This is a genomic window from Mucilaginibacter frigoritolerans (genome assembly GCF_007830615.1).
Classification (GTDB): domain Bacteria; phylum Bacteroidota; class Bacteroidia; order Sphingobacteriales; family Sphingobacteriaceae; genus Mucilaginibacter; species Mucilaginibacter frigoritolerans.
Genome location: NZ_VLLI01000008.1, coordinates 88746 through 115291, shown reverse-complemented (window position 1 = coordinate 115291; position 26546 = coordinate 88746). Strand labels below are relative to the sequence as shown.

Here is a 26546-nt window from a genome sequence, read left to right as displayed (position 1 = left end):
TAATTAGGTCAATTAAACCACTTATTAACAGCACCTTAATTGACACCTAAAAGCACAGCTCCGCTTTCAGATATTGAAGACTGTTTATTGCTTTGTAAAGGAGCAGCAAAAGGCTGTACACTATCTTCACCATGCCCTTCATTCGAAAAAAGGAAGAACGAAAAGAAGAAGGCATAAAAGCAAATTCCCTTATCTACATCGAGCAAATTTTCTGATAAACACACTACGCTTACCAGCATCATAAAAGTAAAAAACAATAAATCTTTCTTTTTTAGGGCGATATTAAAGCCAAAGGCTAGTGTTGCCAGGTAGATCAACAAACCAATTATGCCCGACTTAAGCAGCAGGCTTAAATACTGATTATGGGCATTAAGCCGGTTTAAATAAGAGTTATAAAGTTTATGATTAAAAAACGCATCCTGCAAAAGGGCTACTTCAGTACCCGAGCCATAACCTGCAATGGGTTTTTGGGCTATTAATCCGGCTACTACTTTCCACCGGGCTAAACGTCCGTCATTGGTTTCATCAGCTGATGCTTTGCTCATATCCAGCTTTAACTCGCTCACAAAACGCTCCCTGAATGCGCCCGAATATAATACCCCGGCTACCATTATCAACGATAAGGAAACCGATACAGCCATGTATTTTAACCGCTTCCCTTTTTGCAATAAAAAGTAAGGTACCGCCAGGTTGATAATAATCATGAGCGCAATAAATACTGATTTTGAGCAAAGTTGAATAAGTCCGCCTGTTAAAATCAATCCACAAAAAACATAAGCCAGCTTTTTATAGGTCGATGGTTCTTTTACCAAAACCGATAAAATATAAACCAGGGCAACCACTACCTGCATCGAGAAAAAGGTAGCATGCATGGCTATCGGCTCCGAAAAATTATGATTGGTAAACGCTCCCGAAAAAATACTTTTCAGCGGCAGGCCATAATGTTTTATGGTTGCAAAAGCATCGGCATACAAATAAACTATAGTGGCTGTACAAACCAGCGCAAATGACAGCAGCAGGCTTGATTTATACTTATTCAGATTAAGCGGATTAAGGCAAAAAAACACCGGAAAAAGCAAAACAACTATTTGTTTGCCCCATTCGCCCAAGCCTGCCGGTTTGTTAAGGCTATAAACCGTTGCCAAAACGGTAATAAAAAACACCGACTGCAATACCAGCGTGCGCCATTTAAATACAGCTTTAAAATCATCCTTTTTTAAATGGATAAGCGTGTGCAATGCATAGCTGCCCAGTATTAAATGGCTGTAAAACCTATCGAAAGGTAAACTGGCCATTAATAGCATTAAATGGTAATAGCTTATTTTATTAGCTAAACTATCCTTCACTGAAAACAATCCGGGGTTCATGGCTCAAGTTATAATGGCTCTCTAAAATAAACTTTTCATACTGGTCAATAACCCGCTCCCAGTTAAACTGGTATTTTATTTTGCGCAGGTTATTGTTAACCATTGTTTTTTCTGTTTCATGGCGCTGCACGTTCTCTACCAGCGAGCGTACATCATTGGCATCAGAAAAGTAAAAGGCATCTGTACTCAATACCGATTTATTAAAAGGGTTGTTATGTGCCGCAATAAGTGCCTCACTGGCCATAGCCTCTAATAACGACGGGTTGGTGCCGCCAACACTGTGTCCATGAAAATACAGGTAGGAGTTGTTCTGCATTGCTCTAACCTTTGCCGTATCAAAAATTGACCCTTTAAATTCTATACGGTCGTCATTTTTAAATTTATGGGTAATGAATTGGCCGAAACGGTTACTGGTATCGCCCAGCACCTTGAATTTCTTTTGTGAGTTGCTGTTATTAAATCCATCTAAAATGGTTTCAATGTTGTTCTCCGGTTCCATCCTCGCCATCAATAAAAAATAATCTTCCTTCATGGCATCACTCTTACTCACCTGCTCACGCTCCGCTTCTGAAAACAAATCAGCACCATACGGAATATAGCAGCTATCAACCTTATACTTATCAGCCAGGTATGATTTAATTACCAGCGAATCAGAAATATAAAACTTGCTGTATTTTACTGCCAGATGCTCGGCATATTTCAAAAACTGCTGCACCTTGGGCGAGTACTTTGATCTTTTCCATTCCAGCCCATCCATATTGGTGATGATGGTACTTTTTGATGGATATAACCTGCCCCAAACAGAGCTGCTGGTATAACCCATAATCAGTATAACATCAAACTTCCGTTTGCGGGCATCCATCAAACAATTAAAGTCGTACACAAACTGCCCGGCAGCACCTATTAAATATTCGGGATCATAGCAGTGGCGTATCCTTACGCCATTCCAGGCGGCTTCTTTATAAGGATGATTGTGCGAATTATAAACCGTTACCGAATGGCCCCTTTTAACCAGGCCTTCAGAAACATATTCCGAAATATGTTCAAAACCACCGTAATGGTTCGGGATACCTCTGGTACCTAAAATTGCTACTCTTAGTTTCATGCTATGGCTGCTAATTGATATGCTTTTAATGTTTGCAATGCCGCCTGTTTCCAGGTGTATTGTTCTAATATTTTATTGCGTAAATGTTCATTCAAAGGGGCCTTGCTGGCTTCTTCCACAGCATTTAAAATGCTTTCGGAGTTTGATGGCTCACAGTAAAAGGCATCGTTTCCAAAGTATTCGCGGGTATCTCCTTTGTCGGTAATTACAACATTGCAGCCCATTACGGCTGCTTCTAAAGAGCTTAGTCCGGTGGTTTCAAACCAGCTGGGTAAAATGTGCACCTTGGCCAACTGATACCATATTACCAGCTCATTAAGCGGAATACGGCTCAAAAACTCCACATTTGGTGCAGCAATTTGGCGGCACTCGTTATAATAAGCGGACTGGTTGGGAGCGTACGTACCGATAATCAACAGCCTGAACCGGGTATTATTTAAAGCCTTTATCAGGTTCAAATGGTTTTTCCGGCCTTCTATCCGGGCTACGCAGATCACCAGGTCTTTTTCTTTCTTCACAGTAGCATTAAACTGAAATTGCTCAGGACTAATACCATTGGGTATCACTTTGTAGGGAACCTTGCAGGGATAGTTTCGAATTACACGCTGGTATTCCGACTCAGAGTTGGGCAATATCATAGTGGTCTTCCGCAAGATTTCATTAATGCCTTTACGCTGACCTTTCCACAAGTAATCCATACTGGCCAGGTGATCTTTACCCAGAAGCCACCGGCCAATGGTTTTTACATATTCAATACTATCCGATGGTAAAAAGCTAAACAGGGCGCCAATTCCTTTACGGTGATATTTATCATACTCACCGTAGCTGCACAATATTGTGGAAACCACAAATGGCTTTTTAGCTTTTTTATAGTGATAAAGAATATCGGCCGGGCGAATGATATTAAAGAAATGAAGCAGGTCATAATCTTCATAAGCTATCCGCTCGTTAGATAAATGAATCCTCACGTCCACGCCCAGCCGGTTAAGTTGCCGGGCAGTTTGCTCCACCTGCACCATATCCCCACCGGGGGTACTGTATGAGGTTGACCGGGTTATCAATGCTACCTTCATGACCCTGAATTCAATTTATGTAACCAGGCAATAAACCTCTCGGGGAAATAGCTTATAGTATACAGCAGGTAGTTATCCAGCCTCAAAGGATGCAGGGCAATGGCCCGCACCATATTTAACCGCGCCTTTTCGGGCTGATAATTATTGAGCAGAAATTTTTTACCGCACAGGGCATAATAAGAACCTTCTTTTATTTTGGCCGAGAATTGTTTGCCGCCAATCTGGTATAATTCGCTCCCCTCAGATGCCGTGATACTCCGTTTTTTAAGCGTTGAATATTTTATCGATCTAAACTTACGCGTACGCCATTTTTCATCAATGGTGATGGACTCCGGGTTAAGCCTTACTTTGATTAAGGGATGCGATAAATTACAGGCCTTTTCATTTTTCAGGATATTTACCCATAAAAAATGATCTTCGTAAGTATAGGCATGCTCATTATAGCCGCCAGTGTTAACCACTACATCCTTTTTATAAAAAACACTGGAGTGTATAAAAGGACAAATGGAGTATTTTAATTGCTGAATCTCCTCATTCAAATGCCCTTCCGGATGATGGGTGAAAATAAAATGACCCTCAGCATCCATGTAATCAACGGCAGAGCCTATGATACTGTATTCGGGATAAGTGGTTATAAAATCGTACTGTACTTTTAAACGATTGGGATAGCAGATATCATCCGCATCAAAGCGGGCTATGTAAGGTGCACGTGCATGGGCCAAACCCAGGTTAAGTGCTGCCGCTACCCCTTTATTTTCCTGACTGATCAGTACAATACGCTGATCATGATATGAGCGGATGATCTTTTCTGTTTCATCTGTTGAGCCATCATTTATAATCAACAACTCAAAATCAGTAAATGACTGTGTCAGCACAGATGTTATGGCATCATCTATGTATTTAGCTGCGTTATAAGCAGGCATTAAAACAGTAACTTTAGGATTATTGAAGTGCATAATTTATAGTAGCGGGCTTAGTGGTTTCTTTAATATTGAGTAATAAGAGTAATTCAAAAAACACAATGACTGATAGCTGCTCAAACCAGTAATCGATAAATAAAACGGCCAGTAACAGCATCAACAGCGGGATGCCGTAGGTGAGTTTTTTGTAGTGCTTTGCAAAAAAGCCCAGGTAAAAAATCACAAAAACCAGCAAGCCTGCCAAGCCATATTCGGCCAATAATTGATCATAAACCGAGTACGGACTATTGGTTAATGAATGTAAACCCGATGCCTTGCTGAAAAAGTTCAGGTAAACATCCAGGTGATTTAGCAGGAAATCATTGTTGATGTAGGCATACTTTGCCGGGTAGCCGCCATTAAAACCAAGCCCTGTAGCCTTAAAGGCCAGCTTTGACGAAAAGTTACCCATCCCATCCCCTGCAATAATTTTAGCCGGATGATGCTGTAAAAACTTTACCGTTTGCAGCAAGCTTATAGCCTTCCCGGGTAATCCCCCTGGCTGGAAAGTATCCCTGCCCGATAGGGCTAAAACAGTTTTATGATTATCAATAAACGCCAGCAACAATCGCTGCTCGTTTGAAGTATCTGTTGGGGTTTGATATGGCCTGGTATTAATATCAGCAACCGGAATAAGTATGCGCCCCTGTTCCGTTTTTATTACCCCCGGTAATTCGGGGTAAGTATGTTTATTTATTGCTGCTTTATTGCGTATAGCCTTTATGCTATCCAAATAGTTTTGGGCAAATTTTCTTTTGATATCTTCAGGCGTGGGGATACTATCTTTTTTTAGCGCTATCACCCTACTTGCAAACGGGGGCCTGGGTGGGTGGATAATATCCTTAAATGTTTCGCCTACATATTTGTTGTTTTGCGGGGATACCTGCACCAAAAAAATAACCAGAAACATCAGGCATATTACTATCAGGCTTTTTTGATCGCGGGTACTTTTAAAAATGAATAAAAAACCAAGAATAGAGAGCAGTGCAAGGTTTACAAAATTGCTGCCGGTGAGCAACAATACGGCCATACAAGCCAATACCATTACGGCATTTTTGCGGCTCAAAAAATAGATAACCCCAAAAGCATTTATAACCGCATTGGTTGTTGAAATATCAAAGGTTAGTCCCTTAATATAATCGCCGGTACTAATAAAATATTTCTGGTATTCGCCCTGGTAGCGGTATGGGTTAATGGTGCCAATTTCGTGAATGATGATGCCGATATTGTAAAAGGAAACAACGGCATTAATCACAAAAAACACCAATACGGTGCTATGTAATGTTTCCACATCATTCCGCTCAACCGAAAGTTTTATTTGGTGAACAGCCAGCAGGCAGAGTAACCAAAATCCAATCCCCGTTAAAAAAACAGCTATGTAATGTGGCTGATGGTAGCTGCCGTTAATCAGCAAACCGAAAAAGGCAAGCACCACAATCAACACATAAAAAAGCGGCAGTCTTGAATTTTTAAAACTGAAGCCAAACCTGAAATTAAACTGCAGCAAATAAATAATAATGATTGCAGGGATTTTTACTACCAGCTTAACATTTAAAAAAAGCATTAAAAAGAGCAGCAGCTTCCAGTCCACCTTGTTAAGTAGCTTTTTTAAGTTAAATCCGGCAATGCTGGTTATCATCCGCAATTAATTAGTGGTTACAGGAAATCAAATTTTCTGTTGATTCCTATATCCGTTACGGGGCAAAAATTGAAAGGGTTGCCTGCCTGAATTTAAAAGGGGGAATTATTGATGGAAGAACTGACCGATGTATTGCCTGTCGGATAGTTTTATTTGTTTGGTGATAACCAGGAAGATTAGATAAATAAGGATAGCTGCAGGTAAAGCTAACCATACATTTACGAATAGCATTTTAGCTATAAAGCCGCCTAACAACGCACATAAAATACATAGCACCAATGGTTGCCACAGACGATTGAGCCCGGCAACATCATTCTTTTTTAAATAATAAACAACCTGCACAACGCATGAAACTAAAAAAGCAAATGCTGCGCCTTCATTCTTAAAAAAGGGGATCAGTATAATATCACCGATAACATTTACCAATAGGGTGATGATGAAAGAACTCAGTATCATTTTTAACCTTCCCTGGGCAAAATATATCGTCCATAAAAAATTGTTCAAGTATAAAAAGGGCATGCACAGGGTTAAAATAAAAATGGTTTTAACATTTATTAGTCCGTATTTGCCCGCTGTAATGCCATCAATAACCGGGCTCCAGCAAACATTTAACACTAAGGCTACCAATGCGGCAATAATCATTTCACCCCTTACCAGTATTTTTAATTCGGCCACCCTTATGTTTTGTTGCTGAACCATTTTTGTAAACCGGGGAATAAGCAATGGCGCTATAGCCAGTAGCGGCAGGGTGGATATTTCATAAATTTTGTAGGCAAAACTATATTCGGCCAATTTCACTGCCGATACCATAAACCCAATGAAAATCCAATCAAACCGGGCCAATGCCGAAGTAATGAGTACCACACCGGTTTGTGGCAGGGCCTCGGTAAGTAAATTCCTGTAATCTCTTTTATTCCATTTTAAACTCAGGGAAATTTGTGTGCCCAGTTTAAATGCAAACACACAGAACAGCAGTTCGGTAACATCTCCCGTAATAAAAATAATCACAATACTGTGTAAACTCAGCACATGGCTTATTGCCAGTATAATTAAACCCCCACAACGGATAATATTTGATATGACCAGCATGTATGCCATCAGCTTAAAGCGTTCCAATCCATTGGCTGCCTGCTTAAATGGGGTAGAAAAAAAGATCATCAGCTTACCAATGCCAATTAACAGCAACAAGCTATAGAGCTGATTAACATGCGGCAAAACGAAATAACCGGCAATCAGTATCCCATAAAAAACCAGACCCGCAATCAGTACATGAAAAATGTAAATGGAAACAATGACTGATGCATTGGCACCGGCAGCAATTTTTTTAATAACCAGCTGATCAATCCCAAAGGATAAAATATTGAACCCGGCCAGCAGCACTGCCAGCGCCAGGTTAATTTGCCCGAAACTGTTTTTATCGAGCCCGGTTGATAACACATAAAATATACCCAGACCTAAAACCTGGTTTACAACTAGCTGAATGGCATTTACCGAAAAATTACGGATCAGTAATTTTTTCATTGTTTAAGGTTTACCATTGTTATGCAGGCGTATCAGATAAATAATTGTTAAACTAAAGTATCAATATTCTACAGCAAAACTGTCTTTATAGGTCTGTTTTTTTTGCTGCGAGGCTTCCATCCCACTTAAAAACAAATACTTGCGCCGGGTGTTTTTTACCGTAATTTTTGCAATGTCCCAACCTTCTCGTCCATCCAAAAAACCCATATAAAAGATATAATTTTTAATAAAGCCAAAAAATGGGGAAAGATACAATTTGATAAAACTTGTTCTTTTACCCATATTAAAATACTTTTTGGCACTCAGTTTAGCATAATAAATTCCTTTGCTTTCGTACTCGTGGGCATCATTAACTGAATAATGGTGCAAATGCCCTTTGGCTTTTTGTATGCTGACGGTATCAGGCAGCACCAATGTTTCGTGAACCATAGTTTCTGACCATCGTACTTTATTCCGGTTAAACAGGCGAATATGGTGATCGCGTCCCCAGCTGCCAAAACGAATTTGTTTTTTGCCGAAGTAGGAGCAGAATTTAATATCGTAAACAATGTTAGGGTCATTGTATTGCAGATGATGCAGTGCTTCTATTAATTCATCATCAACTATCTCATCAGCATCAATACTTAATATCCAGTTATATTTTGCTGCATCAACCCCTTTATTTTTATTGGCACCATAACCATCCCATCTCTTTTTTAAAACCCGGCAACCGGGAATATTGTTTAAATCAGTAGTATCATCACTATCAATCACAACAATATCATCCGTTATCAGCCTGGCTTTATCAATACAAGCGGCTAAAATATCAGCCTCACTTTTGGCAATTATAACTATTGAAACAGGAACCATTCTTCAAATCTTAATAAGGCCTTTAACAGCCGGTTTGCTTATAATACCGTACGTTTATTTAAAATGGTTGCCTGTGATATATTTTTTAGTTTATGGCAGGAGGGCTTGGTTTATGGCAATTCCAATTATTTAGAGATAATTCCCTCTTTTGCTATTATCTGATACTCCAAGGCCTATTTTTAATAAATTAATAATCAGCAACTTGCATATATTTACACATTTTTAAATATGTACAGGCAACCTTTATTTATTTATTTTCGTGATGTAGATTAGATAAGGTAAAATTTACAAGAGTTAACAGGTATAACCCATATGGGAGAAGAAGAGTTACATCAACTGATCAGGGGCTGTATAAAGCAAGACAGGAAATGCCAAAAAATGCTGTACAAGGCTTTTTATGGCTTTGCTATGGGGATATGCCTGCGTTATGCCAATAGTCGTGATGAAGCAGCAGAGGTAATGAACCAGGGATTTTTTAAAGTTTTTACACATATTGGAAGCTTTGATACAACCAGACCATTTAAAGCCTGGCTTGGTAAAATAATGATGAATGTTTCCATCGACTTTTATCGTGCCAACTTAAAAATGGCTTATACTGATGATCTGGAAACCGCTGAACATATAAGTGATAATGAGCTAGCGGATAGAAACCTGAATTATAATGATCTTTTGGCGATGGTGCAACAACTGCCACAAGCTTATCGTACAGTGTTTAATCTTTTTGCTATTGAAGGATATTCACACGAAGAAATTGGTGAAATGTTAAATATTAATGCCGGTACATCAAAATCAAATTTACATAAGGCCAGGCAAAAACTTAAACAAATGATATTGAATGCTGATGCCACTGCAAAAAACACTAACTATGGCAGTGGCACAGGTTATACCCCTATTGTAGCCTTAAATGCCATAAGCATGCAAGGGATATTTTTAAACAAAGGTATTAGAGGATGAGTAACGAGAAGGACAAAAATCTGGACGATCTTTTCAGGAAGAAACTTCAGGATCCGGTAAATGAAGCCGGGTTCAGGGAGGAAGATTGGGATTCTCTCGAAGAAATGCTCGACGAGAAAAAAAAGCGAAGGGGAATTATTTTTTGGCTGCCTGTTTTGGGCAGTGTAGCGGCTTTATTATTGCTGTTTTTAGGATGGTGGATGTTCCGTCCGCAAATTAACAGATCAAACACCGGCAATAGCGTAGCAGTTACCAGCAGGCATACAAAAACTAATACCGGTATTAACGGCGGGACTGAAAGGCAACCAGAAGGAGTCAAACAAAGTAACCCGCTTCCTGAAAGCCACGCCGATAACTCCCAGTCCGGCAAAAGCATCAGTGGAAGCAAATCGTTCTTTACCTTATCTGCCAAAGGTACCCGCCGTAACTCCGGCAACGGATCATCAACAGTATCCGGCACACCTGAAACAGCGGGTGAAGGCATTGCTGCGAATAATAACAAGGGTATTGCCGGAAGCAATAAGAAAAGCATTACCACAAACAATAAGAGGATAATGGTGGCAGCAGGGCCTACTTATGATTTTAACTCCGGCAGCATCAGCAATCAAAATGTAGCTGCAGTAAAATTGCCGCTTAAAAATGCCATAATTGCTGTTACTGCCGAACCTAAAGTGAAGGTTAAATCAACGTTCCACCCCCAGTATGCATTAACGGTATTGGCTGCTCCCGATGCAAATGGTGTTGGTTCATCATTTCAGCAAAGCAAGCTGGGCACCAATTTTGGTTTAGCATTTTCGGTTGATGTTTCTAAAAAGTTCACCATATCCACCGGGGCAGTGTATTCGGTAAAACCATATTCTGCCGAGTATGGTCAGTATCACATCAATTACCAGCCTGCAGTTACCCCTACACAGGTTATAGCTGATTGCCGGATGCTGGATATACCGCTAAATGTTGGATACCAGATTTATAATAAACATCAAAACAGAATATCCCTGGGCACAGGCCTGTCATCATATATTATGCTTCACGAGAGCTATACTTTTAATTACGCTGATTCATACACTTCACCTACCCATTTTACGGTGCCAAACAGCAATAAGTATTTCTTTGGTGTGGCCAACTTTAACGCTACTTATGAACACCGGCTTAACTCCAAAGCCAGTATTATGCTGCAGCCATATCTAAAACTTCCGCTAACAAATATCGGGTACAGCCAGGTTAGGCTGCAAACCACAGGGGTAGCCGTGGGGCTCCACTGGAACTTAAATTCATTGTCAAAACCTTAGAAAAATGAAACATATCGCTATTATTTTACTTGCCTGGTTAAGCATCACTAACCAGACAAGCCAGGACCTCTATGTCTGTAAAAATGCCCGTGTAAGCTTATATTCAAGCGCACCTATCGAGGATATTAAGGCTGTTACAAACAGTGCAGGCTCGGTTTTTAATGCCTCGACTGGTGATCTGGCCTTCAATGTAACCATCAGTTCTTTCCACTTTGAAAAAGAGTTAATGCAGGAACATTTTAACTCTGATTATATGGAGAGCGACAAGTTTCCGCGAGCAACCTTTAAAGGAAAAATTCAGGAGCACGTAGACCTTACTAAAGATGGAAGCTATCCTATTACAGCTGTCGGTGACCTTACCGTACATGGTGTTACACAAAAACGGAACATACCCGGAACACTCACGGTAAAAAACGGAACAGTAACTATGATTACTGAATTTATGGTAAAATGTGCCGATCACCATATCAGCATCCCCCAGATTGTATTTCACAACATTGCCGAGAGCATTAAAATGAATGTATCGGCAACCTATACCCCTTACAAAACCAACTAAGCAACAAAATCACATGAAAAAGTACATTATTTTATTTAGCCTTCTTTTATCAGGCAGTGCCCTGATGGCTCAAAAGACAGACACTACCAAGCTGAAAAAAACAGATGCAGCTGATTCTTTATTGAATGCCATAAGTACCGATAACAAGCCAGAAAATGTTGTTATTTTTAAAGCAACCAGGCTAATCCTGTCACAAAGTACGGAGCTTACCAAGAAGAAAAACCTTAACTTTTTAATTATACACCGTTTTGGCGACTTTGCTGGTAAAAATGGAGGGGGGCAGCTTTATTACGGGTTAGATGATATTGCCGATGTATATATTGGATTTGAGTACGGTATTTCAAACAACCTGAATATTGACATAGGCAGAACCACTATTGGCGGCCTGGCCGATCTGGAATTAAAGTATGCCATTCTGCATCAAAAAACAGATAACAGCTCACCCATTGCCATAACTTTAATAGGCGAGGGCGGGTTAAGGCCATATGGCTTTGTTACCTATACAACATTTGGTGATCGCTTGTCGTACTTTGCACAGGCCATATTCGCCCGCAAATTCTCCTCAGCATTTTCATTGCAAATTGCACCGTCTTACGTTCGTGATAATGAGCCAATGCCAAATATTGCGGGAAATGAGCAGCAGTTCATATCATTATCAGCAACAGCGGTTATAAAAATATCAAAGCATATGGGTTTTGTGGTTGATTATGCACACCCATTCTCATCATTCAGGCAAAACAATTCCAATTTTGTTGACCCATTGGGTTTTGGTTTGCAAATGGAAACCGGAGGTCACGTATTTACTATTAATATTACCAATGCAAGAGCAGTTGACGAGATTAACTATTTAAATGATACCGAATCCAAATTTTCAAAAGGTCAATACAGAATCGGATTCACCATATCCCGCATATTTGATTTTAATTCAAGAAGCAAGGATAAACAGGAATAAAATACTGGCTTTTTAAACCTTAAATTGTATAACTAAAAAGAAAACTATTATCATTTTCCTTACCCTTAAAGTAATAAATTGAAAAAATCATTACTTTAAGGGTTTATTTATCAACCAATTAACATTTTCATAAAAATGCGGGAAGTGTAAAATTTCAAGAAACTTATATATATATTTGATGCAGGCCCTAAAGCTACCCTAACATAGATTTGATTTATTGATTATTGATTTATTAATTTATTATTCAATCAATGGTTTATGGCGCAACTTCATATTTACCCTAACATTTCCCTAAATGAGCCTTTATGTCCTTGCGGTAGAGCAAGCCGTTCAAATATTTCCCGGATACCAAGAGGTAAACTTATAAAAGCGCTCTTCTTTTGGTTACCTTTAAAAAGATACAAATGCTATAAGTGCATGCGAAAAAGGTTAGTGCTATCGATATAATAACATTTTATTAAGAAATGCTTTTATATGATTGGAATACAACATATGAAAAGTTTATTTTCAATGTTTCAGCGCCTTCAGGTAATTAATCCTGAATTTGCCTGGAAATGTTAATTATAAATCTATGTTCAGACGGCATTTTGTAAAACTTTCAGCCATGGCTGCTGCGCTATTTAACAAACTTACTTATGCAACGGGTAATTTAAATTTAATAAAAATTTCAACTGGAGTCAACACACTCATATTCTATAGCAACAAAACCTAGTCTGCATTAATTTGCTTACGGTAAAGTTTTATGGAGCGCACAATGGAAGCGGCAATAGCACTTTGTCCGCTTTCGGAATTCAGGTATTTTTCTTCAGCAGGATTATTAATGTACCCCGTCTCAACCAAAACAGCCGGCATCCCGCTGTGGGCCAAAACCAGTACGCCTTGTTCTTTAACTCCATAACTTTTACGCTCGTCTGTATTTACAAATTGTTTATTAAGGATACTGCCAAAAAGAATGCTTTGCGTGCGGTATTTTTGCATGTAGGTATTTAATACAATAAATGAAGTTGGGTCATTTTCATTATAACCATCATAATTTTTCTGATAATCCTTCTCTATATAAATAGAAGCATTTTCACGTAAGGCTTCTATTTGCTCTTCCTTACGGTGATAGCCATAAACCAGGATCATAACCCCTCTTTCCTTGTGCGCTATTTTGGCTGTACCTTCAGGAGATGAATTACAATGGATAGATATAAAAAGGTTGGCATGTTTATCATTAGCAATATCGGCACGCTTATTCAGTTCAACAAACCTATCTGTATTACGGGTCATTACTACATTAATTTCCGGCATTTCTGATTGGATCAGCGTATTTACCTTTTTAGCAATCGCAAGCGCAATATTTTTTTCGAGCGAATGACTGCCATGTGCACCGGGATCTTTCCCACCATGCCCGGCATCAATAATAACTGTTTTAAATTTAAAGGAATCGTAAGGCGGATGTGCGCTTAGTGTAAGCGATGCAAAGATAAAGTACGGTAATAACAAATAATTAATGAATGTCCTTAAAATATAGATGTATTTATTCATTAAGATACATAAGGTAGAAAGTGATTAAATTGTTTGGAGCTATTTTTTTTCTGCCGATTTGCTACATTTAGGACATAGCCCGGTAGCATACAAAGTGAAACCTTCGGGCTTAAATCCGTTTGGAAGGGTAAGCGGTGGCAGATTAAGATCATCAAGACAGTAAACATTTTTGCATACTGTGCAATTAAAATGCAAATGCTCATCATGGTGATGGTTCTCTTCGCAATTGGACGAGCACATGGCATAATTAGCCGTGCCATTTAAATCAAATACTTTGTGTATAATTCCTTTCTCTTCAAAGGCGCTTAATATGCGGTATAGGGTAACACGGTCAATATCATCCATTACGCTTTCCAAATCGGGTTGGGAAGTAGCCACTTTTTTAGCCGATAACATGGACAGCACCTTTAACCGCGGACCAGTTTTTTTTAAATGGTGCCTTTCAAGTAACGCTTCAAAATTATTATGCTGATGAGTATGTGCCATTAAAGCAAAATTTTACTGCAAATTTATAAAGAATAAACGTACATCGGTAAAGGATTAAGCTGATTTACAATAAACTTCAATGATGAGCATGACCAAAATGGAAATGCGGGCCTTCTTTTTTACACTTCCCGGTGTACCTGAAATTAAAAAAATGTGCCGTAGCTATCAGCAATCCTCCAATAGGCACCACAATAGCTTCGCGCCAGCTGGTGATAAATAAATGCCCCCCTATAATTACCAAAAAGCCCATTATTAATAAAGAAACAGGCAATATTTTATGGTGTATACGAAAATAAGATATCCCTATTGCATATGACCCTACAAACAAAGCAAAAATGATCATCCCCCACTCAAACCATGGATTTGATAAAAAACCCAAACCCAATAGTGGTAAACTTGTTATTAAAAATGGAACAATGGCACAATGAATAGCGCATAATACAGAGGCAGTCATTCCAACATTATCAAGTTTTGAATGGTGTTTCGGAGATATCATAGCGCAAATATACATTCAATGCAATATAGTTGCGTTTGATGTATGTAAAAATTACTTGTACATTACTTTAATGTTGACTTAAAGATTTCTTAATAATAAATCAATTCTTATTTTTGCAGCGTTTAAAAAATTGATTATAAGTAAAATAATGCCAACAGCCTTATCAGCATACCGATGGAAAAAAACCTGGGCCATATCTAAAAGCCGCCGTCAAATCATAATTGGCACTGTGTTAATGCTGTTTATAGTTTATATGCTTCCTTTTTTCTTTAATCATATTGAAAAAAGAAATGGAGTAGCATTAAATGACTGGCTTTTAGCCCGCATCCCAGCATATAATGTATCTGTACTGATTTTTGCCATTATATGGAGCATGATTTTGCTGATATTAATACGCGCTATTTACAAACCATCAATCTACATTAATTATTGCTGGTCGTTAATGTTTGTTTGCCTGGCCCGCTTGGCTTGCATCAGCATTGTTCCGCTTAATCCGCCGGTTGGTTTAATACCGCTTACAGATCCGCTTACAGGTGTTTTTTATGGCGAGTCACTTATTACCAAAGATTTGTTTTTTTCTGGCCATACAGCCACCCTTACGCTGATTGTTTTATGCCTGGAAAGAAGGAATGATAAAATTATTGCAGCAATAGCTACCGTTGTGGTTGCCTTTTTATTATTGGTGCAGCATATTCATTACACCATTGACATTCTTGCGGCCCCAATAGTTACTTACCTTTGTTATACATTTACCCATTACTTTTTAAAAAAGCAATGGATAAAGCAAGACTGATTATTAAGATTTTGGTACGTGAATGGGTACCATTAATATATTGGACATCCCGTTAAAAATACTTCTCATTTCCTTTGTCAATCCCTCATAATTAAGTGGTTTTCCTTTTCGATCACGCTTATAGAAGCCTTCTACGCGATTAGATGAATAATACAGGGTTTTGCCGTCGGGCGATATTGTCGGGTCATAATTGGCATCGCCATTATTCACCTTTGCACTTAGTTTTTGTGCAGCTGACCAGCCATCACCCTGTTTTAAACTAACATAAAGGTCGTTCCCGCTAACAAATATCACATAGCTCTCGTCGGCAGCTATACATGGGTCCTGTATATCGCCATCACCGTTTAATAACAATTCTTTAGGTTCGCTGTAGTGGTCGCCCAGCCATTTTACGTAATAGCTACATCTCTTCTTGTCTTTATCACGCGCAGGCGAAAAAAAGCAAAGTGTCCCCAATCGACTAACTGTTGGGGCATAGTTGTTAATACCATCTAAATTAAAAGGAGCATTAATATAATGAGGCGCAGTCCACTTATCTTCTCCAATACGGTCAACAACCCAGATATGCGTTTTCCGCGAAGGTTTATCAGAAGCTGTACTATCCAGCGGCCGGCTAGAGACAAAAAATATTTGTTTCCCATCCGGACTTAAAAATGGATCCCAATCATTCCATCTTCCTGAAAAAGAAACCACTTCGGGCGTTTGCCATTGGCCTTTTATTTTTTTGGCAAAACATACTGTTGGGGCTACTGTAGACTGGCAAAAATATACCGTACTGCCATCGGGCGTAAATGTCGCCGCTGATTCATCAAAAGGCAAAGAGATTACCCCGGGTGCAAATACCACAGGTTTGGCAGTACTATCAACAATATTGGATATCACCGCTGGCTGCTGATTTTGCCCAAACGATGAAAAAACAGTAATCCAGGTGATGATCACTCCTAAAACTATCTCTTTTGATAATACTGCTAGAAAATGCATAACTGAAAAAGCATATGGGTTCATAGGTTTAATTTTTTGTAGGTAGATAATTACAGGAGATTAGCAATCGATAAGATCCAACTACCAATCTCCGGCAAATGTTTTTAATTGATATCCTTACCAGCCTGTAATTTGGCAATAAACGTGTCCATTGTGCCCTGATTAGGCTTATCCGGAGCCTGGGCACGTGCCTTTTGGGCATAGATGAGCGCTTTCTTATAGTCGCCAATGGCCGAGTAGCCCCTTGCCAGGCCTGCATTAGTTAAAAACTGATCAGGATGTTTATCATAATTCATCTTGAAAATTTCAAAAGCCTCTTTTCCTTTCTTATTGCGTGCCAGGCTTCGTCCATAAAAATACACCTCATTTAATGAGCCGTAGGGCAAAGCTTTTTTCATTGCAGCCTCTGCTTCGGTAGCACGGCCAAGGCTATCCAAAACTGCGGCCCGGGTGCTCCATGCAGTAAAACTCTGGCTGCCTCCAAAATTTACACTGGTAGCGGTATCTGTCCATAATAGCGCCTCTTCGAGGTTAGTTTTATGTTGCGCGCAATAAGCCGCCGCCTGATCCCAGCTTTCCCAGCTAAAGCCTTTCTCGCCACGCAATTCTTTCCTGAAGGAAGCTAGTTGGTTACCCACTTCATCAACCGTTACTTTAAACGGAATAACCAGTTTTTCCCATTCCAGTTGCACGGTGGCACTATTGGAGCTTTCATCAGCAAATTCATATTTTAGCCACTCTACACTTTTATCAGTCGCAACGGGCTTTACCTTTACCTTGAGTACATCCTCGGCCGGGTTATAATAAAAGCTACCCCACGATGATGAATTTTTTGAGAAGATTAACGTACATTCATTAGGGTCAAAGGCAATAAAAAAGCCGTATTTACCTGCGGCAAGCGGTTGTCCTTCTATGGTAATATCGGTTGAGAACTCAATGGTGGTATTTTCATTTGCCCCGGCACGCCATGGCGAAGCCTTTGCACTGCCAAAGCCGAGGTTTACATAACCCACGGGTATAAGTTCACCCCAAATATGCCCCTCTCTTTTATTTACGTGGGGCCTGTTATAATGAATGGTTACATCGGTTAATCCTATCTGCTCACTTACCCAGGCCCTTTTATTACCACCGCTGGGCGCTGCCGTTAACTGGGCATTGGTATAATCTGCAAAAATCAATTGCAGCAATACCAAAACTATACAAATGTTTAAAAGCTTTTTCATGTTTAATATTTTGAATAACAAGGTTTAATTATTGAATAAAGCTTGCTTTTATCTGCTGTCCAGTCAAATTATTTAAACCCATGGGGTGGTATTTTTAATAATTTGCCTAATAAAATCAATAGTTCATACCAGTACTAATACCGTATTTATTGAATAAACGGGGTGATTTATTGAAAACAGGGATTCAAAACCAAAAAGCTTTGTAATTTTAAAAATGAAATTTATAAAAGGACAACCTACTATTGCACAACTCCAATGGCTGGTTTGGATAGGGGTTTTCTTTGTTATCTTTTTTTCGATACTACCTGAAGACGGCTTTTGGCATGCGTTGGATTTTACCACAATAAGCGTTTCCTTTTACATTTTTGTTATTTACGGCAATATCAAATTCTTGTACCCCCGTTTTTATCAAAAGGGGCACAAATTCATTTACGTTGTTTTGGTGATTATTATGCTGGTTGTGGGCGGCCTGTCTCGTGGGTATTTAATCATAACCCTCTACAATAAATTCTTTCCCAAAATGGCTGATGAAATTACCTGGGGGAGTATGCTGAATTACATTTTGGCAGGCATATTAACTTATATGCTCAGTTTCATCTTCCGCATTGCCATTGCTTATTTCGATTTAAAACAGCAATCAGAAAAAATACTGGTGCAAAAGAGCCAGGCTGAATTAAACCTGCTGAAATCGCAGGTGCAACCACATTTTTTGTTTAACACCTTGAATAATATCTACTACGAAGCTTACCTTGAAGCGCCACGTACGGCTAAACTGATTGAAAGGTTATCAGACATTATGCGCTATTTTGTTGATGAAAGCCCAAAGGATGAAGTTTCACTCGGCACAGAAATACAGTTTTTAGAAAACTACATAGCCCTCGAAAAAATACGCATCCGGCATGAGGTTGACCTTAATTTTATAAAGGAGGTTAATACAGAGCTTCGCATCCCCCCAATGTTGCTCATGACATTTGTGGAGAATATTTTTAAGCACGGTATCGATAAATCGAGCAGTGAGAACAAAATTGAGATAGCGCTTATACAGCAAAACGGCGATTTGTTATTTAAAACCAAAAACCGGATCCATGATAAAGCAGGTAGTACTGAGCCAGGTGGCTTCGGCATTGAGAATTTAAAAAAACGACTTACCTTTTTATATCAAACGCGGTTTGAGTTAAATATTGATACCAGCGACAACTATTTTACGGCCTACCTAAAAGTACCTTTATCATGAGTTTAAGCTGCATAATTATAGATGATGAACCCAACGCAGTAAACCTGCTGGAAGTTTTAGTACACCAGAATACCAAATGGCAGGTTTTAGGCAAATGTTATGATGCTTTGGAGGCGATAGCATTTTTAAAGGAGAATAAACCCGATTTTATTTTTTTAGATATCAATATGCCACAACTAAGCGGCATGGAACTGGCCGGATTACTATCCCATCAAACCAAAATAGTTTTCACAACTGCCTATTCGGAATATGCTGCTGAGAGCTATACATTCCAAACGATTGACTACCTGCTAAAACCCATCACGCTTAAACGTTTCCTGGCGGCGATGCAGAAAATTGAGCAGTATTTTGAAAATCATCAGCCTAAAACTAATGAACAGGCGACAGCAGGTTCAAATTACTTTTTTGTAAAATCGGGCAAAGTGCTACGCAAAATATTGCTGGAAGAGATCCAGTATTTTGAAGGCGAAAAAGAATACGTACGCATGGTTACGCCTATGGAGCAAATACTCATATACCGCCGTTTAAAAGACATCGACGATCAGTTACAACCGCCTTTTGTAAGGGTACACAACTCTTATATTGTTAATACCAAACAGATTAACAAAATACAGGATAACCATATCTACATAGCCAATAAACAAATCCCTATCAGCGAAAAGTTTAAAGATAAATTTATGGCAGTGATACAGCAGCGGATTTTTTGATTAAAATTCTTTCACTCCGCTCTTAAGCTGTTTACCGGATTAGCAATTGCTGCTTTTATGGTTTTAAACGCTATAGTTGCAAAAGCAATCAGCAGGCTTCCAAACAAGGCAATAGTAAACATCCACCAGCTTATTTGGATATGATACCGGAAGTTGCCTAACCAGTTATTCATCAGGTACCAGGCCAGCGGCCAGGCAATAATATTGGCAATAATTACCAGTTTAAGGTGCTGCTTGGAAAACAGCATTACAATATTGCCCACACTTGCACCTATTACTTTACGAATACCTATTTCACGTGCTTTTTGTGTTACAGTATAGGTGATCAATCCCAGCAAACCAAGGCAGAAAATAAAAATAGCGATAGTAGTAAAAATGCCTATCATTTTTTGTTCGCGCTGATCCTAAACATAATCACCCTGGAAAATTTCATTTAAAAATCCGTAAGAAAATGGCGTGTCAGGGTTCAGTTTTTTCCATTGATCTGATGCGAATTGAATGGCTGATGCAACATTCCTGCCGTTTATTTTTGCAATAATGGTGCTGCATCTTAATGGATTGGCCACCATAATGCCAAAGGGCTCAATAGCCGAATGCAGGGAGAAATAATTATAGTTTTTTACTACGCCAACTATTTGGTAATTATAAACTACTCCATTATGCAAATGAGACACATATTTGCCGGGCGCCGTGAACGGAGTATTTAATATTGCCCTGCTTGTATTCAATATAACTTTGGTATTCGCCGGAGCGCAGGTGGATATCACTAAGCGGCTGCAGCGAATTGGTCATATAATCGCCATAGGTTTTCATTTGTGCACCGGCATGCCTTTGCAGGTAAGCATTTAACTCCTTAATTACATGCTGCACATTGCTGCCGTGCTTTAATTTAATGTAGGTGTAGTAATTATCATTCACCACCCAGTTGGTTGTGCCGGCTATCTGCTCCCTTATGTTGTCGCTGTTGTTTGATGCAAAAAAGTCTGCCTGCAAATGGTTCAAAAAATCTTCTTTAAAAACCCCGGTAACGGTGTAGATATTACTGCCTGCTTTTACTGTTTTTCCGATGGGAGAAGCAGTACCGAAAAACTTTTTGGCAAGTGATTGAGAAAGCACAATAGTATTCGGTGCAGCAAAAGCTGTTTTCCGGTTGCCCTGTAAAAAATGGAATGATAATACATCAAAAAATGAGGGGTCAACCCAATAGCCTGAATCTTCCAGATAGGGCGTTGAGGTACCCATACCCTGTACCTGTACAATGCTTGTACCATTTGTTGCATCCAGGCGGCTTACTTCTTCAATTTCCGGAATTTCGCTTTTTAAATAGGTTGCATAGGGCAAACCAACCGTCGGCGCTGCGCCTCCGCCTTTAAAAGAACTGGTTACCCGGTAAATATCTGTATTGTTATCAAAACCCTTGTCAAAACTAAATTCATGTTGGGCAAACAGAAATACCCAGGCACAGGCAGCAAGGCCAACGGCAAGGCTAAAAACATTAATAGCGGTAGTGGTTTTGTGCTTCCAGATATTGCGCAGCGCAAGTTTAATGTAGTTTTTGAACATAGCTTTAAGGTATATCCAAAAATATCAGTATAAATACAAAACGCCCTATGCGGGCGTTTGATTTAACAATATTTAACTAGACTGGCCGGTAAATTTTAACAGTTTATTATGCTGATGCAACCAGCTTACTCAAACTTCTGTAAACGTAGTTATTGAAAATATGTCTGCGGGCAAAGCGTCCGGGAGAATCAGAATTAATCATTTTAATGTATACTGCTTTGGGTACATCAAAATATTCGTATGAGTTACCATCAGCAAAATACATGGTTAACACCTGCGATTTATAATCAAAATCTGTAATTGCCGAAGCTGTAGTTACATTATAATCCGTCAGCGATTGGTTACGCGTTTCGGGAGCTATGCTTACCAGAAAATGATAGGCTTCAATTATCTGTTTACTTTTTTCTTCCGCTTCTAATTTCAGTTCAGCGTTATCATGAAACTTATCAGGGTGCCAGGTTTTCACCAGGCTACGGTAAACCGTTTTTAGTTCCTGTAATTCAGCCGCTTCATTAACATTTAACAGTTTCCTGTAATCAACAATTTTTTTCATAACATTCCTAATCTTGTACTTATTGTCGTTGAAGAGGAAGCCTTTTTAATGGTTAATTGCCTTTTTCAAGAAAATAATCGCGCAAAGGTACGGTTTATTCCCTGAAATAGTGAGGGTTAATCAAAAATGGATATTTTAGATGAATACCAGTCAATAAAAAACCTAGCACATTATAAATCTTTGCTAAAGCACAAGCTGGTATCTAAATCAATATAGGGGCCGTAGTTTTCACTCCTTACATAGCCTCCCTTTTGATATAAATTAATGGCAGCTAATTGTTTTTCTCCTGTTTCCAAAATCATTTGGACATAGCCCTTAGAGGCCGCCCAGATTTCCAGTTCTTTTAACACCTTTGCACTAATACTCAAACCCCTAAATTGCGGCCTTACATACATACGCTTAACTTCTGCGGCTTCGCGGCTGAACGCTTTAAAACAACCGCATCCTGCGGGTTGGCTATCAACATAAGCAATCACTACGGTAGCTATCTCTTCAATTACGTTATGCTGATCGTATGTGTTCATTAATTCATCATAAGTTGCGCGCAAGTCGGCATCCAATTCGGTAATTAATAATCTAAAATCCGGATCCAGGCTATTGGTTCGTTTGAGGGTGATGGTATTCATGCCTGCAAAAATAAAAATATCCTTGTGGCATAATCTTAATTGCTAACTATCTTTTTAAATATCTTCCCTTTAATATCTTGTCCATCACCTCATCATAAAAGCTCGTACTCAGGGTTATTTTTTTATCGCCCAGATGCAGCATGTTGCCTTCAATGGTTTTTATCTTGTCGATGTTAACAATGTGGCTCTTGTGTACTTGTATAAATTTTTCGGGCGGTAATTTTTCCAATATGCCTTTTATGGTGAGGTATACCACCAACTTATTACTGGCAGTATACAGCGTTACATAATTAGCCATTGCCTCAATGTAAATCAAATCGTCATAAACAACCTTTTCAATTTTACCATCGCACTTCACATAAAAATAACCTGCATTTTTTTCGGGCTGAACTGCCTTTTGTTTTAATGTATGCAATTCAAGGGCTTTTTGAGTTGCTTTCAAAAAGCGCTCCAGCGAAAATGGCTTTACCAGGTAGTCAATAACCGACATCTCAAAACCGTCAAGCGCATACTGCCCATAGGCCGTAGTCATAATTACCATGGGCAGGTTATTGGCCGAGCGCAAAAAATCGAGCCCGCTCATTTTGGGCATGTTCACATCCAAAAAAATAAGGTCGACATCATGTTTATTAATCAAACCGGTAGCCTTCAATGGATTTTCGGCCGTACCCATTAATGTCAGAAAATCAGTTTCCTCAATGTACTCCTGCAGCAACTTACGGGCTATCGGCTCATCATCAATTATCAGGCAATTCAGCATCATACATTTAATAAAATTAAGCTTACTCCAAAACTATCATCGTTGTTATCAATATTCAGCAGGTGCTTGTTGGGGTATATGAGTTCCAGTCTGCGTTGCGTATTGGCTATACCCAAACCTGACGATCTTTCCGCGCTATTGATAAAGGTATCTTTTGTATTAAATATAGTAAAGTATAGTGAGCCTCGGTCGTAACTCAGTTCAATATCAATCCTGTTTTCTTTCAATTCATTAAACCCTACATATTTAAAGGCATTTTCAATAAAAGCGATTAACAGCAGCGGCGCTATTTTAATATTTCCGTTGATGTTTTTTGCCTCAAAATTTACCAACACACGCTCATCCATCCTGCTCTTTTGCATGGCGATATAGTTTTTGAGATAGTTGAGCTCCCGCTCCAACTCAATACGGTCAACATTACATTCATACAACTGATAACGCAGCATCTCCGAAAAAACCAGCAGCATATCGCGGGCGGTTTTGTTCGATTTATCAATATGGCCATAAATGGAATTGATAGAATTGAACAGGAAATGCGGATTAAACTGTGCCCTTAAAAAGTTCAGTTCATTAGTAGCCTTTTCGTTTTCAATTTTTTCGATATAGATCTGCGAGCGAATTTTATCGGCAATCATTTTTCCGGTTAAGATAACTACTACCCAAAACAGGATATTGATAAACGAGTTATAAAAAACGCTACTGTAATTAAAGTGATTATCAGTCATTTTGAACACATGGCGGTAAACAAAAACCGATACAGGCACCCTTAAAACGGCGGTAATTACTATCCCCAATATAAAACACAGCACAAAAGCCAGGTACCTCTTTTTATTAAGCAGATGCGGAATAGCATAAAACGAATTGAAATAATAATTAGCTGCAATAAAAATCAGGTAGCAAAATTGTATGGTAATAGCGTGAGTGATTACCAGCGTACTGTTGCGGAAAATAAAGATCCAAAACAGATAAGCAAACAGCCAGAAAATGAGGTGATATATTACTTTATTAACCTTCAAAACATTACCTATCAAACTGTTAAAGCTATTCATTTATTTTATCATTTTATTTAAAATGAACTACACCCATTACAGAAACATGTTTATTATTTCGGCTCGGATCCTTCCGGGAATGCCTCACCCTTATGGCAGGTATTGCAGGTAACCACCAGTGCATTGCTGCCAATAAGCGGATGTTTAACTTTTAAATATTTTTTATTCAGAGCGATGGTCATGCGCATCATTACGCGAGAAATCTCTTTTTCGGGCTTTGCATCGCTCACAAAATCAAGCCCGTGACCATCCTTTGCACTCGCATGGCAAAAGTTACAGGTTACACCCAATCCATCTTGAAAGTCATCAACCATAATCCCGTTCAAATCTTTTGAGCTGATATTTTTGGGCAGCACTTTTAAGTTTTTGTATTGCTCAGGCTCATCTTTAAAACCCGGCTTTGCAGCAGCCACTCCTGCCAGCGCCATTGCCGAAAGGGATATAATTACTGCAAATTTCTTATTTATTTTCAACTTGTTATTTTATTAAGCTTTTACAGCATGCACATTTAAATCAATTGTTAACTCATCAGCTATGGTGCTGGTGCCTCCAACGCCAAATTCTTTTCTTTTAATTTTAAAACTTCCCTTAAAAAAATATCCATCTGTTGCTGGTGCGGCTGTAAATGGAAAGCTTACCTGTTTGGTTTTCCCCTTGAGCGTTAACAAACCTATTAAGTTATAATTGCCGTTTTTACCGGAACCGGAAATTTTGGAAGATACCAAACGGATGCGCGGGTAGTTTTTCACATCAAAAAAGCCATCGTCTTTTAAATGTTTATCCCGCAGGCTATTATCGGTATTTACCGTTGCGGCATCAATACTTACGTCGAAATTTGCTGCAGATAAATTTTGCGGATCGAAAGAAAGCGTTCCCTGAAAACCGCTGAAAGTGCCGTCCACATCGAACCCTAAATTGGCAACGGTAAATTTTAAGGTTGAGCCATTATCAACCGGTTTATATTGAGCAAAGGCAGATGGCGATGTACTTAATAATAACATTAAAAATGTGGTCGAAATCAATATTATATTTTTCATAAAACAGTGTTTTTAATAATAGCTTGTGTATGCAGGATCCGGCATCACCCAGACCCTGCCGGTTTACACAACGGCTTCAGGCTGCCTGTTAAGGCCTATATTAACAGGATAATAATGCCCTGCCGTGATTTTATTGACTAATTCATGTAAGGCTATTTTACTGACCGCCAATTACCATGGCTGCGTCTATGAGAGGAATGTCCGTTATCGCTAAAGAATGGTTATGTTCAATATAATTTACACTGGTTAACCCCAACAATGTCCGTAGTTTTTCGGCCGGAACTTTCATTGGCCCCGGAGAAGGAGCCGAACCTGGTGCAGGCTGCGGAAATGCAGTTGAATTAGCAGTATGAAAAGTGATGTTACCCTCCACCTTTTGAATGGTTTGATGAATATGTCCGTTTAATACGGATACTGAGCCGAAGCGTTTAAGGTATGATAATGCCTGTGCGCTATCATCAGTCCCCCAGCCCCATTGCGGGTAAACAGCCCATAAAGGAATGTGAGCAAAAACAACAATGGGCGTGCTGCTTGACAGTCCTTTAACATCATTCTCAAGCCATTTTAATTGGTCGGGACCCAGGTAACCTAAACCGCCATCAACATGGTTGGTAACGTTAACCAAACCTATAAAATGAACGCCATTTTTATCAAAGCTATACCATCCATCGCCCAAAGTGCCTTTTCCGTAACGTTCCAGGTAGAGTTTACCATTATCGGTTACATCATGCTCTCCCGGAACATAAAATATCTGGTCGGTTTTTATGCTTTTTAACGATTGTTCCAGGGTATCAAATTCATCGGCCTGCGCCAGGTGCGAAAGGTCGCCGGTGTGCAACACAAACGATGGTGCCGTAGGCATGTTATTTATTTTGGCAATGGCAGCCTGCAGCGTACTCACCACATCGGGGTTAGCAGCTTTGTTGAAACCGATATGGCTATCGCTGATCTGGACAAAGCTAAAGTCGGATTTAGGCAGCAGCAATCCTTTTTTCAGACCGCCGGTTGTTTTATCAATCATCTGGCTCATGCCATACGACTTCAAAATTCCGCCCGACATCATCCAAAGTACGCCGGTACCTGCCCAGGCCATGCACTCTAAAAATCCACGGCGATCAATACCATCATTATTAGTATCATTAGATGCAGGGGTGTGGTCATCCCCATGGTGAAAGTTGTTTTTCATGATCTTTCTTTTTTAGTGATTTTGAATTACACTACTAAGAAAGGTCACACAACCTAAC

29 protein-coding genes are annotated in these 26546 nt (G+C 39.3%); 7 read left to right on the top strand and 22 right to left on the bottom strand.

The features are described 5' to 3' along the window. Window positions 1-35: 35 nt before the first annotated feature. From JN11_RS14270 to JN11_RS14240, 7 genes are all read right to left on the bottom strand, one after another. Window positions 36-1367 (bottom strand): O-antigen ligase family protein, encoded by a 1332-nt coding sequence (locus tag JN11_RS14270; protein ID WP_144913606.1) that lies wholly within the window; start codon window positions 1365-1367, stop codon window positions 36-38. Beyond that, entirely contained in the window at window positions 1336-2472 is a 1137-nt protein-coding gene (locus JN11_RS14265; protein ID WP_144913604.1) for a DUF1972 domain-containing protein, read from the bottom strand. Before JN11_RS14265 ends, JN11_RS14270 begins: the two co-directional genes overlap by 32 nt. Beyond that, window positions 2469-3545 (bottom strand): glycosyltransferase family 4 protein, encoded by a 1077-nt coding sequence (locus JN11_RS14260; RefSeq protein WP_144913602.1) that lies wholly within the window; start codon window positions 3543-3545, stop codon window positions 2469-2471. Before JN11_RS14260 ends, JN11_RS14265 begins: the two co-directional genes overlap by 4 nt. Then, window positions 3542-4501, bottom strand: a complete 960-nt coding sequence (locus JN11_RS14255) for a glycosyltransferase (RefSeq protein ID WP_144913599.1) — start codon at window positions 4499-4501, stop codon at window positions 3542-3544. The genes JN11_RS14260 and JN11_RS14255 overlap by 4 nt, the downstream gene beginning before the upstream one ends. Then, window positions 4488-6143 carry a hypothetical protein gene (locus JN11_RS14250; protein WP_144913598.1) on the bottom strand — a complete coding sequence of 552 codons (1656 nt, stop codon included), beginning with the start codon at window positions 6141-6143 and terminating at the stop codon, window positions 4488-4490. The genes JN11_RS14255 and JN11_RS14250 overlap by 14 nt, the downstream gene beginning before the upstream one ends. A gap of 105 nt (window positions 6144-6248) precedes the next feature. Further along, window positions 6249-7664: an oligosaccharide flippase family protein gene (locus JN11_RS14245; RefSeq protein ID WP_144913596.1), complete on the bottom strand. Its 1416-nt coding sequence runs from the start codon at window positions 7662-7664 to the stop codon at window positions 6249-6251. Window positions 7665-7724: 60 nt separating this feature from the next. Further along, window positions 7725-8513: a glycosyltransferase family 2 protein gene (locus JN11_RS14240; protein ID WP_144913594.1), complete on the bottom strand. Its 789-nt coding sequence runs from the start codon at window positions 8511-8513 to the stop codon at window positions 7725-7727. 312 nt (window positions 8514-8825) lie between these two features. Between JN11_RS14240 and JN11_RS14235 the strand changes: the two genes are divergently transcribed. Genes JN11_RS14235 through JN11_RS14220 form a run of 4 tightly spaced genes read left to right on the top strand, consistent with a single transcriptional unit; the run spans window position 8826 to window position 12264 of the window. Further along, window positions 8826-9467 (top strand): RNA polymerase sigma factor, encoded by a 642-nt coding sequence (locus tag JN11_RS14235; protein WP_144913591.1) that lies wholly within the window; start codon window positions 8826-8828, stop codon window positions 9465-9467. Further along, on the top strand, window positions 9464-10756 hold the full coding sequence (locus tag JN11_RS14230) for a hypothetical protein (protein ID WP_144913589.1): 1293 nt from the start codon (window positions 9464-9466) through the stop codon (window positions 10754-10756). The genes JN11_RS14235 and JN11_RS14230 overlap by 4 nt, the downstream gene beginning before the upstream one ends. Window positions 10757-10760: 4 nt before the next feature. Continuing rightward, a complete protein-coding gene (locus JN11_RS14225) occupies window positions 10761-11312 on the top strand; it encodes a YceI family protein (protein ID WP_144913587.1) in 552 nt (183 codons plus the stop codon). A 13-nt stretch (window positions 11313-11325) separates the two neighbouring features. Next, entirely contained in the window at window positions 11326-12264 is a 939-nt protein-coding gene (locus JN11_RS14220) for a DUF5777 family beta-barrel protein (protein ID WP_144913585.1), read from the top strand. Between the two features lie 708 nt (window positions 12265-12972). Here JN11_RS14220 and JN11_RS14215 read toward each other — a convergent pair. The 3 genes from JN11_RS14215 to JN11_RS14205 all read right to left on the bottom strand — a co-directional run bounded on the left by JN11_RS14215 (window position 12973) and on the right by JN11_RS14205 (window position 14776). Then, entirely contained in the window at window positions 12973-13794 is an 822-nt protein-coding gene (locus JN11_RS14215; protein ID WP_144913583.1) for an N-acetylmuramoyl-L-alanine amidase family protein, read from the bottom strand. Window positions 13795-13833: 39 nt separating this feature from the next. Beyond that, window positions 13834-14280, bottom strand: a complete 447-nt coding sequence (locus JN11_RS14210) for a Fur family transcriptional regulator (protein ID WP_144913581.1) — start codon at window positions 14278-14280, stop codon at window positions 13834-13836. A 76-nt stretch (window positions 14281-14356) separates the two neighbouring features. Further along, window positions 14357-14776 (bottom strand): MerC domain-containing protein, encoded by a 420-nt coding sequence (locus tag JN11_RS14205; protein ID WP_144913579.1) that lies wholly within the window; start codon window positions 14774-14776, stop codon window positions 14357-14359. 148 nt (window positions 14777-14924) lie between these two features. Here JN11_RS14205 and JN11_RS14200 point away from each other — a divergent pair, with 148 nt between their 5' ends. Continuing rightward, on the top strand, window positions 14925-15569 hold the full coding sequence (locus JN11_RS14200; protein WP_144913577.1) for a phosphatase PAP2-related protein: 645 nt from the start codon (window positions 14925-14927) through the stop codon (window positions 15567-15569). 3 nt (window positions 15570-15572) lie between these two features. On the opposite strand, the gene JN11_RS14195 is transcribed toward JN11_RS14200, so the two are convergent. After that, a complete protein-coding gene (locus JN11_RS14195) occupies window positions 15573-16550 on the bottom strand; it encodes a TolB family protein (protein WP_170227756.1) in 978 nt (325 codons plus the stop codon). A 104-nt stretch (window positions 16551-16654) separates the two neighbouring features. Continuing rightward, window positions 16655-17773, bottom strand: a complete 1119-nt coding sequence (locus JN11_RS14190; RefSeq protein WP_144913573.1) for a DUF2911 domain-containing protein — start codon at window positions 17771-17773, stop codon at window positions 16655-16657. A 214-nt stretch (window positions 17774-17987) separates the two neighbouring features. On the opposite strand from JN11_RS14190, the gene JN11_RS14185 reads away from it, so the two are divergent. After that, complete coding sequence (locus JN11_RS14185; protein WP_144913571.1) at window positions 17988-19007, top strand: sensor histidine kinase; 1020 nt, start codon at window positions 17988-17990, stop codon at window positions 19005-19007. After that, the gene (locus tag JN11_RS14180) at window positions 19004-19714 is read left to right on the top strand and encodes a LytR/AlgR family response regulator transcription factor (protein ID WP_144913569.1); all 711 of its coding nucleotides are present in this window, start codon (window positions 19004-19006) and stop codon (window positions 19712-19714) included. Before JN11_RS14185 ends, JN11_RS14180 begins: the two co-directional genes overlap by 4 nt. Before the next feature lie 11 nt (window positions 19715-19725). Here JN11_RS14180 and JN11_RS14175 read toward each other — a convergent pair whose 3' ends face one another. From JN11_RS14175 to JN11_RS14130, 10 genes are all read right to left on the bottom strand, one after another. Next, window positions 19726-20100: an ABC transporter permease gene (locus JN11_RS14175; protein WP_144913567.1), complete on the bottom strand. Its 375-nt coding sequence runs from the start codon at window positions 20098-20100 to the stop codon at window positions 19726-19728. Between the two features lie 18 nt (window positions 20101-20118). Then, window positions 20119-20388, bottom strand: a complete 270-nt coding sequence (locus JN11_RS14170; protein ID WP_144913566.1) for a hypothetical protein — start codon at window positions 20386-20388, stop codon at window positions 20119-20121. After that, window positions 20372-21277 carry an ABC transporter permease gene (locus JN11_RS14165; RefSeq protein WP_144913564.1) on the bottom strand — a complete coding sequence of 302 codons (906 nt, stop codon included), beginning with the start codon at window positions 21275-21277 and terminating at the stop codon, window positions 20372-20374. The genes JN11_RS14170 and JN11_RS14165 overlap by 17 nt, the downstream gene beginning before the upstream one ends. Before the next feature lie 106 nt (window positions 21278-21383). Continuing rightward, entirely contained in the window at window positions 21384-21830 is a 447-nt protein-coding gene (locus tag JN11_RS14160) for a KTSC domain-containing protein (protein ID WP_144913562.1), read from the bottom strand. Window positions 21831-22000: 170 nt separating this feature from the next. Continuing rightward, window positions 22001-22456 (bottom strand): GNAT family N-acetyltransferase, encoded by a 456-nt coding sequence (locus tag JN11_RS14155; protein WP_144913560.1) that lies wholly within the window; start codon window positions 22454-22456, stop codon window positions 22001-22003. Between the two features lie 46 nt (window positions 22457-22502). Continuing rightward, window positions 22503-23219 carry a LytR/AlgR family response regulator transcription factor gene (locus JN11_RS14150; protein WP_144913559.1) on the bottom strand — a complete coding sequence of 239 codons (717 nt, stop codon included), beginning with the start codon at window positions 23217-23219 and terminating at the stop codon, window positions 22503-22505. Continuing rightward, window positions 23216-24265, bottom strand: a complete 1050-nt coding sequence (locus JN11_RS14145; RefSeq protein ID WP_144913557.1) for a sensor histidine kinase — start codon at window positions 24263-24265, stop codon at window positions 23216-23218. The genes JN11_RS14150 and JN11_RS14145 overlap by 4 nt, the downstream gene beginning before the upstream one ends. A 53-nt stretch (window positions 24266-24318) precedes the next feature. After that, window positions 24319-24738 (bottom strand): c-type cytochrome, encoded by a 420-nt coding sequence (locus tag JN11_RS14140; protein WP_144913555.1) that lies wholly within the window; start codon window positions 24736-24738, stop codon window positions 24319-24321. Window positions 24739-24750: 12 nt separating this feature from the next. Further along, on the bottom strand, window positions 24751-25302 hold the full coding sequence (locus tag JN11_RS14135; protein WP_144913554.1) for a YceI family protein: 552 nt from the start codon (window positions 25300-25302) through the stop codon (window positions 24751-24753). Between the two features lie 157 nt (window positions 25303-25459). Further along, entirely contained in the window at window positions 25460-26488 is a 1029-nt protein-coding gene (locus JN11_RS14130) for a metallophosphoesterase family protein (protein ID WP_144913552.1), read from the bottom strand. Between the last annotated feature and the right edge of the window lie 58 nt (window positions 26489-26546).

What these genes read in the sequence shown, in the direction of transcription:
- JN11_RS14270 (WP_144913606.1), bottom strand. Translation starts at nt 1,367, where the DNA reads ATGAACCCCGGATTGTTTTCAGTGAAGGATAGTTTAGCTAATAAAATA.
- JN11_RS14265 (WP_144913604.1), bottom strand. Translation starts at nt 2,472, where the DNA reads ATGAAACTAAGAGTAGCAATTTTAGGTACCAGAGGTATCCCGAACCAT.
- JN11_RS14260 (WP_144913602.1), bottom strand. Translation starts at nt 3,545, where the DNA reads ATGAAGGTAGCATTGATAACCCGGTCAACCTCATACAGTACCCCCGGT.
- JN11_RS14255 (WP_144913599.1), bottom strand. Translation starts at nt 4,501, where the DNA reads ATGCACTTCAATAATCCTAAAGTTACTGTTTTAATGCCTGCTTATAAC.
- JN11_RS14250 (WP_144913598.1), bottom strand. Translation starts at nt 6,143, where the DNA reads ATGATAACCAGCATTGCCGGATTTAACTTAAAAAAGCTACTTAACAAG.
- JN11_RS14245 (WP_144913596.1), bottom strand. Translation starts at nt 7,664, where the DNA reads ATGAAAAAATTACTGATCCGTAATTTTTCGGTAAATGCCATTCAGCTA.
- JN11_RS14240 (WP_144913594.1), bottom strand. Translation starts at nt 8,513, where the DNA reads ATGGTTCCTGTTTCAATAGTTATAATTGCCAAAAGTGAGGCTGATATT.
- JN11_RS14235 (WP_144913591.1), top strand. Translation starts at nt 8,826, where the DNA reads ATGGGAGAAGAAGAGTTACATCAACTGATCAGGGGCTGTATAAAGCAA.
- JN11_RS14230 (WP_144913589.1), top strand. Translation starts at nt 9,464, where the DNA reads ATGAGTAACGAGAAGGACAAAAATCTGGACGATCTTTTCAGGAAGAAA.
- JN11_RS14225 (WP_144913587.1), top strand. Translation starts at nt 10,761, where the DNA reads ATGAAACATATCGCTATTATTTTACTTGCCTGGTTAAGCATCACTAAC.
- JN11_RS14220 (WP_144913585.1), top strand. Translation starts at nt 11,326, where the DNA reads ATGAAAAAGTACATTATTTTATTTAGCCTTCTTTTATCAGGCAGTGCC.
- JN11_RS14215 (WP_144913583.1), bottom strand. Translation starts at nt 13,794, where the DNA reads ATGAATAAATACATCTATATTTTAAGGACATTCATTAATTATTTGTTA.
- JN11_RS14210 (WP_144913581.1), bottom strand. Translation starts at nt 14,280, where the DNA reads ATGGCACATACTCATCAGCATAATAATTTTGAAGCGTTACTTGAAAGG.
- JN11_RS14205 (WP_144913579.1), bottom strand. Translation starts at nt 14,776, where the DNA reads ATGATATCTCCGAAACACCATTCAAAACTTGATAATGTTGGAATGACT.
- JN11_RS14200 (WP_144913577.1), top strand. Translation starts at nt 14,925, where the DNA reads ATGCCAACAGCCTTATCAGCATACCGATGGAAAAAAACCTGGGCCATA.
- JN11_RS14195 (WP_170227756.1), bottom strand. Translation starts at nt 16,550, where the DNA reads ATGCATTTTCTAGCAGTATTATCAAAAGAGATAGTTTTAGGAGTGATC.
- JN11_RS14190 (WP_144913573.1), bottom strand. Translation starts at nt 17,773, where the DNA reads ATGAAAAAGCTTTTAAACATTTGTATAGTTTTGGTATTGCTGCAATTG.
- JN11_RS14185 (WP_144913571.1), top strand. Translation starts at nt 17,988, where the DNA reads ATGAAATTTATAAAAGGACAACCTACTATTGCACAACTCCAATGGCTG.
- JN11_RS14180 (WP_144913569.1), top strand. Translation starts at nt 19,004, where the DNA reads ATGAGTTTAAGCTGCATAATTATAGATGATGAACCCAACGCAGTAAAC.
- JN11_RS14175 (WP_144913567.1), bottom strand. Translation starts at nt 20,100, where the DNA reads ATGATAGGCATTTTTACTACTATCGCTATTTTTATTTTCTGCCTTGGT.
- JN11_RS14165 (WP_144913564.1), bottom strand. Translation starts at nt 21,277, where the DNA reads ATGTTCAAAAACTACATTAAACTTGCGCTGCGCAATATCTGGAAGCAC.
- JN11_RS14160 (WP_144913562.1), bottom strand. Translation starts at nt 21,830, where the DNA reads ATGAAAAAAATTGTTGATTACAGGAAACTGTTAAATGTTAATGAAGCG.
- JN11_RS14155 (WP_144913560.1), bottom strand. Translation starts at nt 22,456, where the DNA reads ATGAATACCATCACCCTCAAACGAACCAATAGCCTGGATCCGGATTTT.
- JN11_RS14150 (WP_144913559.1), bottom strand. Translation starts at nt 23,219, where the DNA reads ATGATGCTGAATTGCCTGATAATTGATGATGAGCCGATAGCCCGTAAG.
- JN11_RS14145 (WP_144913557.1), bottom strand. Translation starts at nt 24,265, where the DNA reads ATGAATAGCTTTAACAGTTTGATAGGTAATGTTTTGAAGGTTAATAAA.
- JN11_RS14135 (WP_144913554.1), bottom strand. Translation starts at nt 25,302, where the DNA reads ATGAAAAATATAATATTGATTTCGACCACATTTTTAATGTTATTATTA.
- JN11_RS14130 (WP_144913552.1), bottom strand. Translation starts at nt 26,488, where the DNA reads ATGAAAAACAACTTTCACCATGGGGATGACCACACCCCTGCATCTAAT.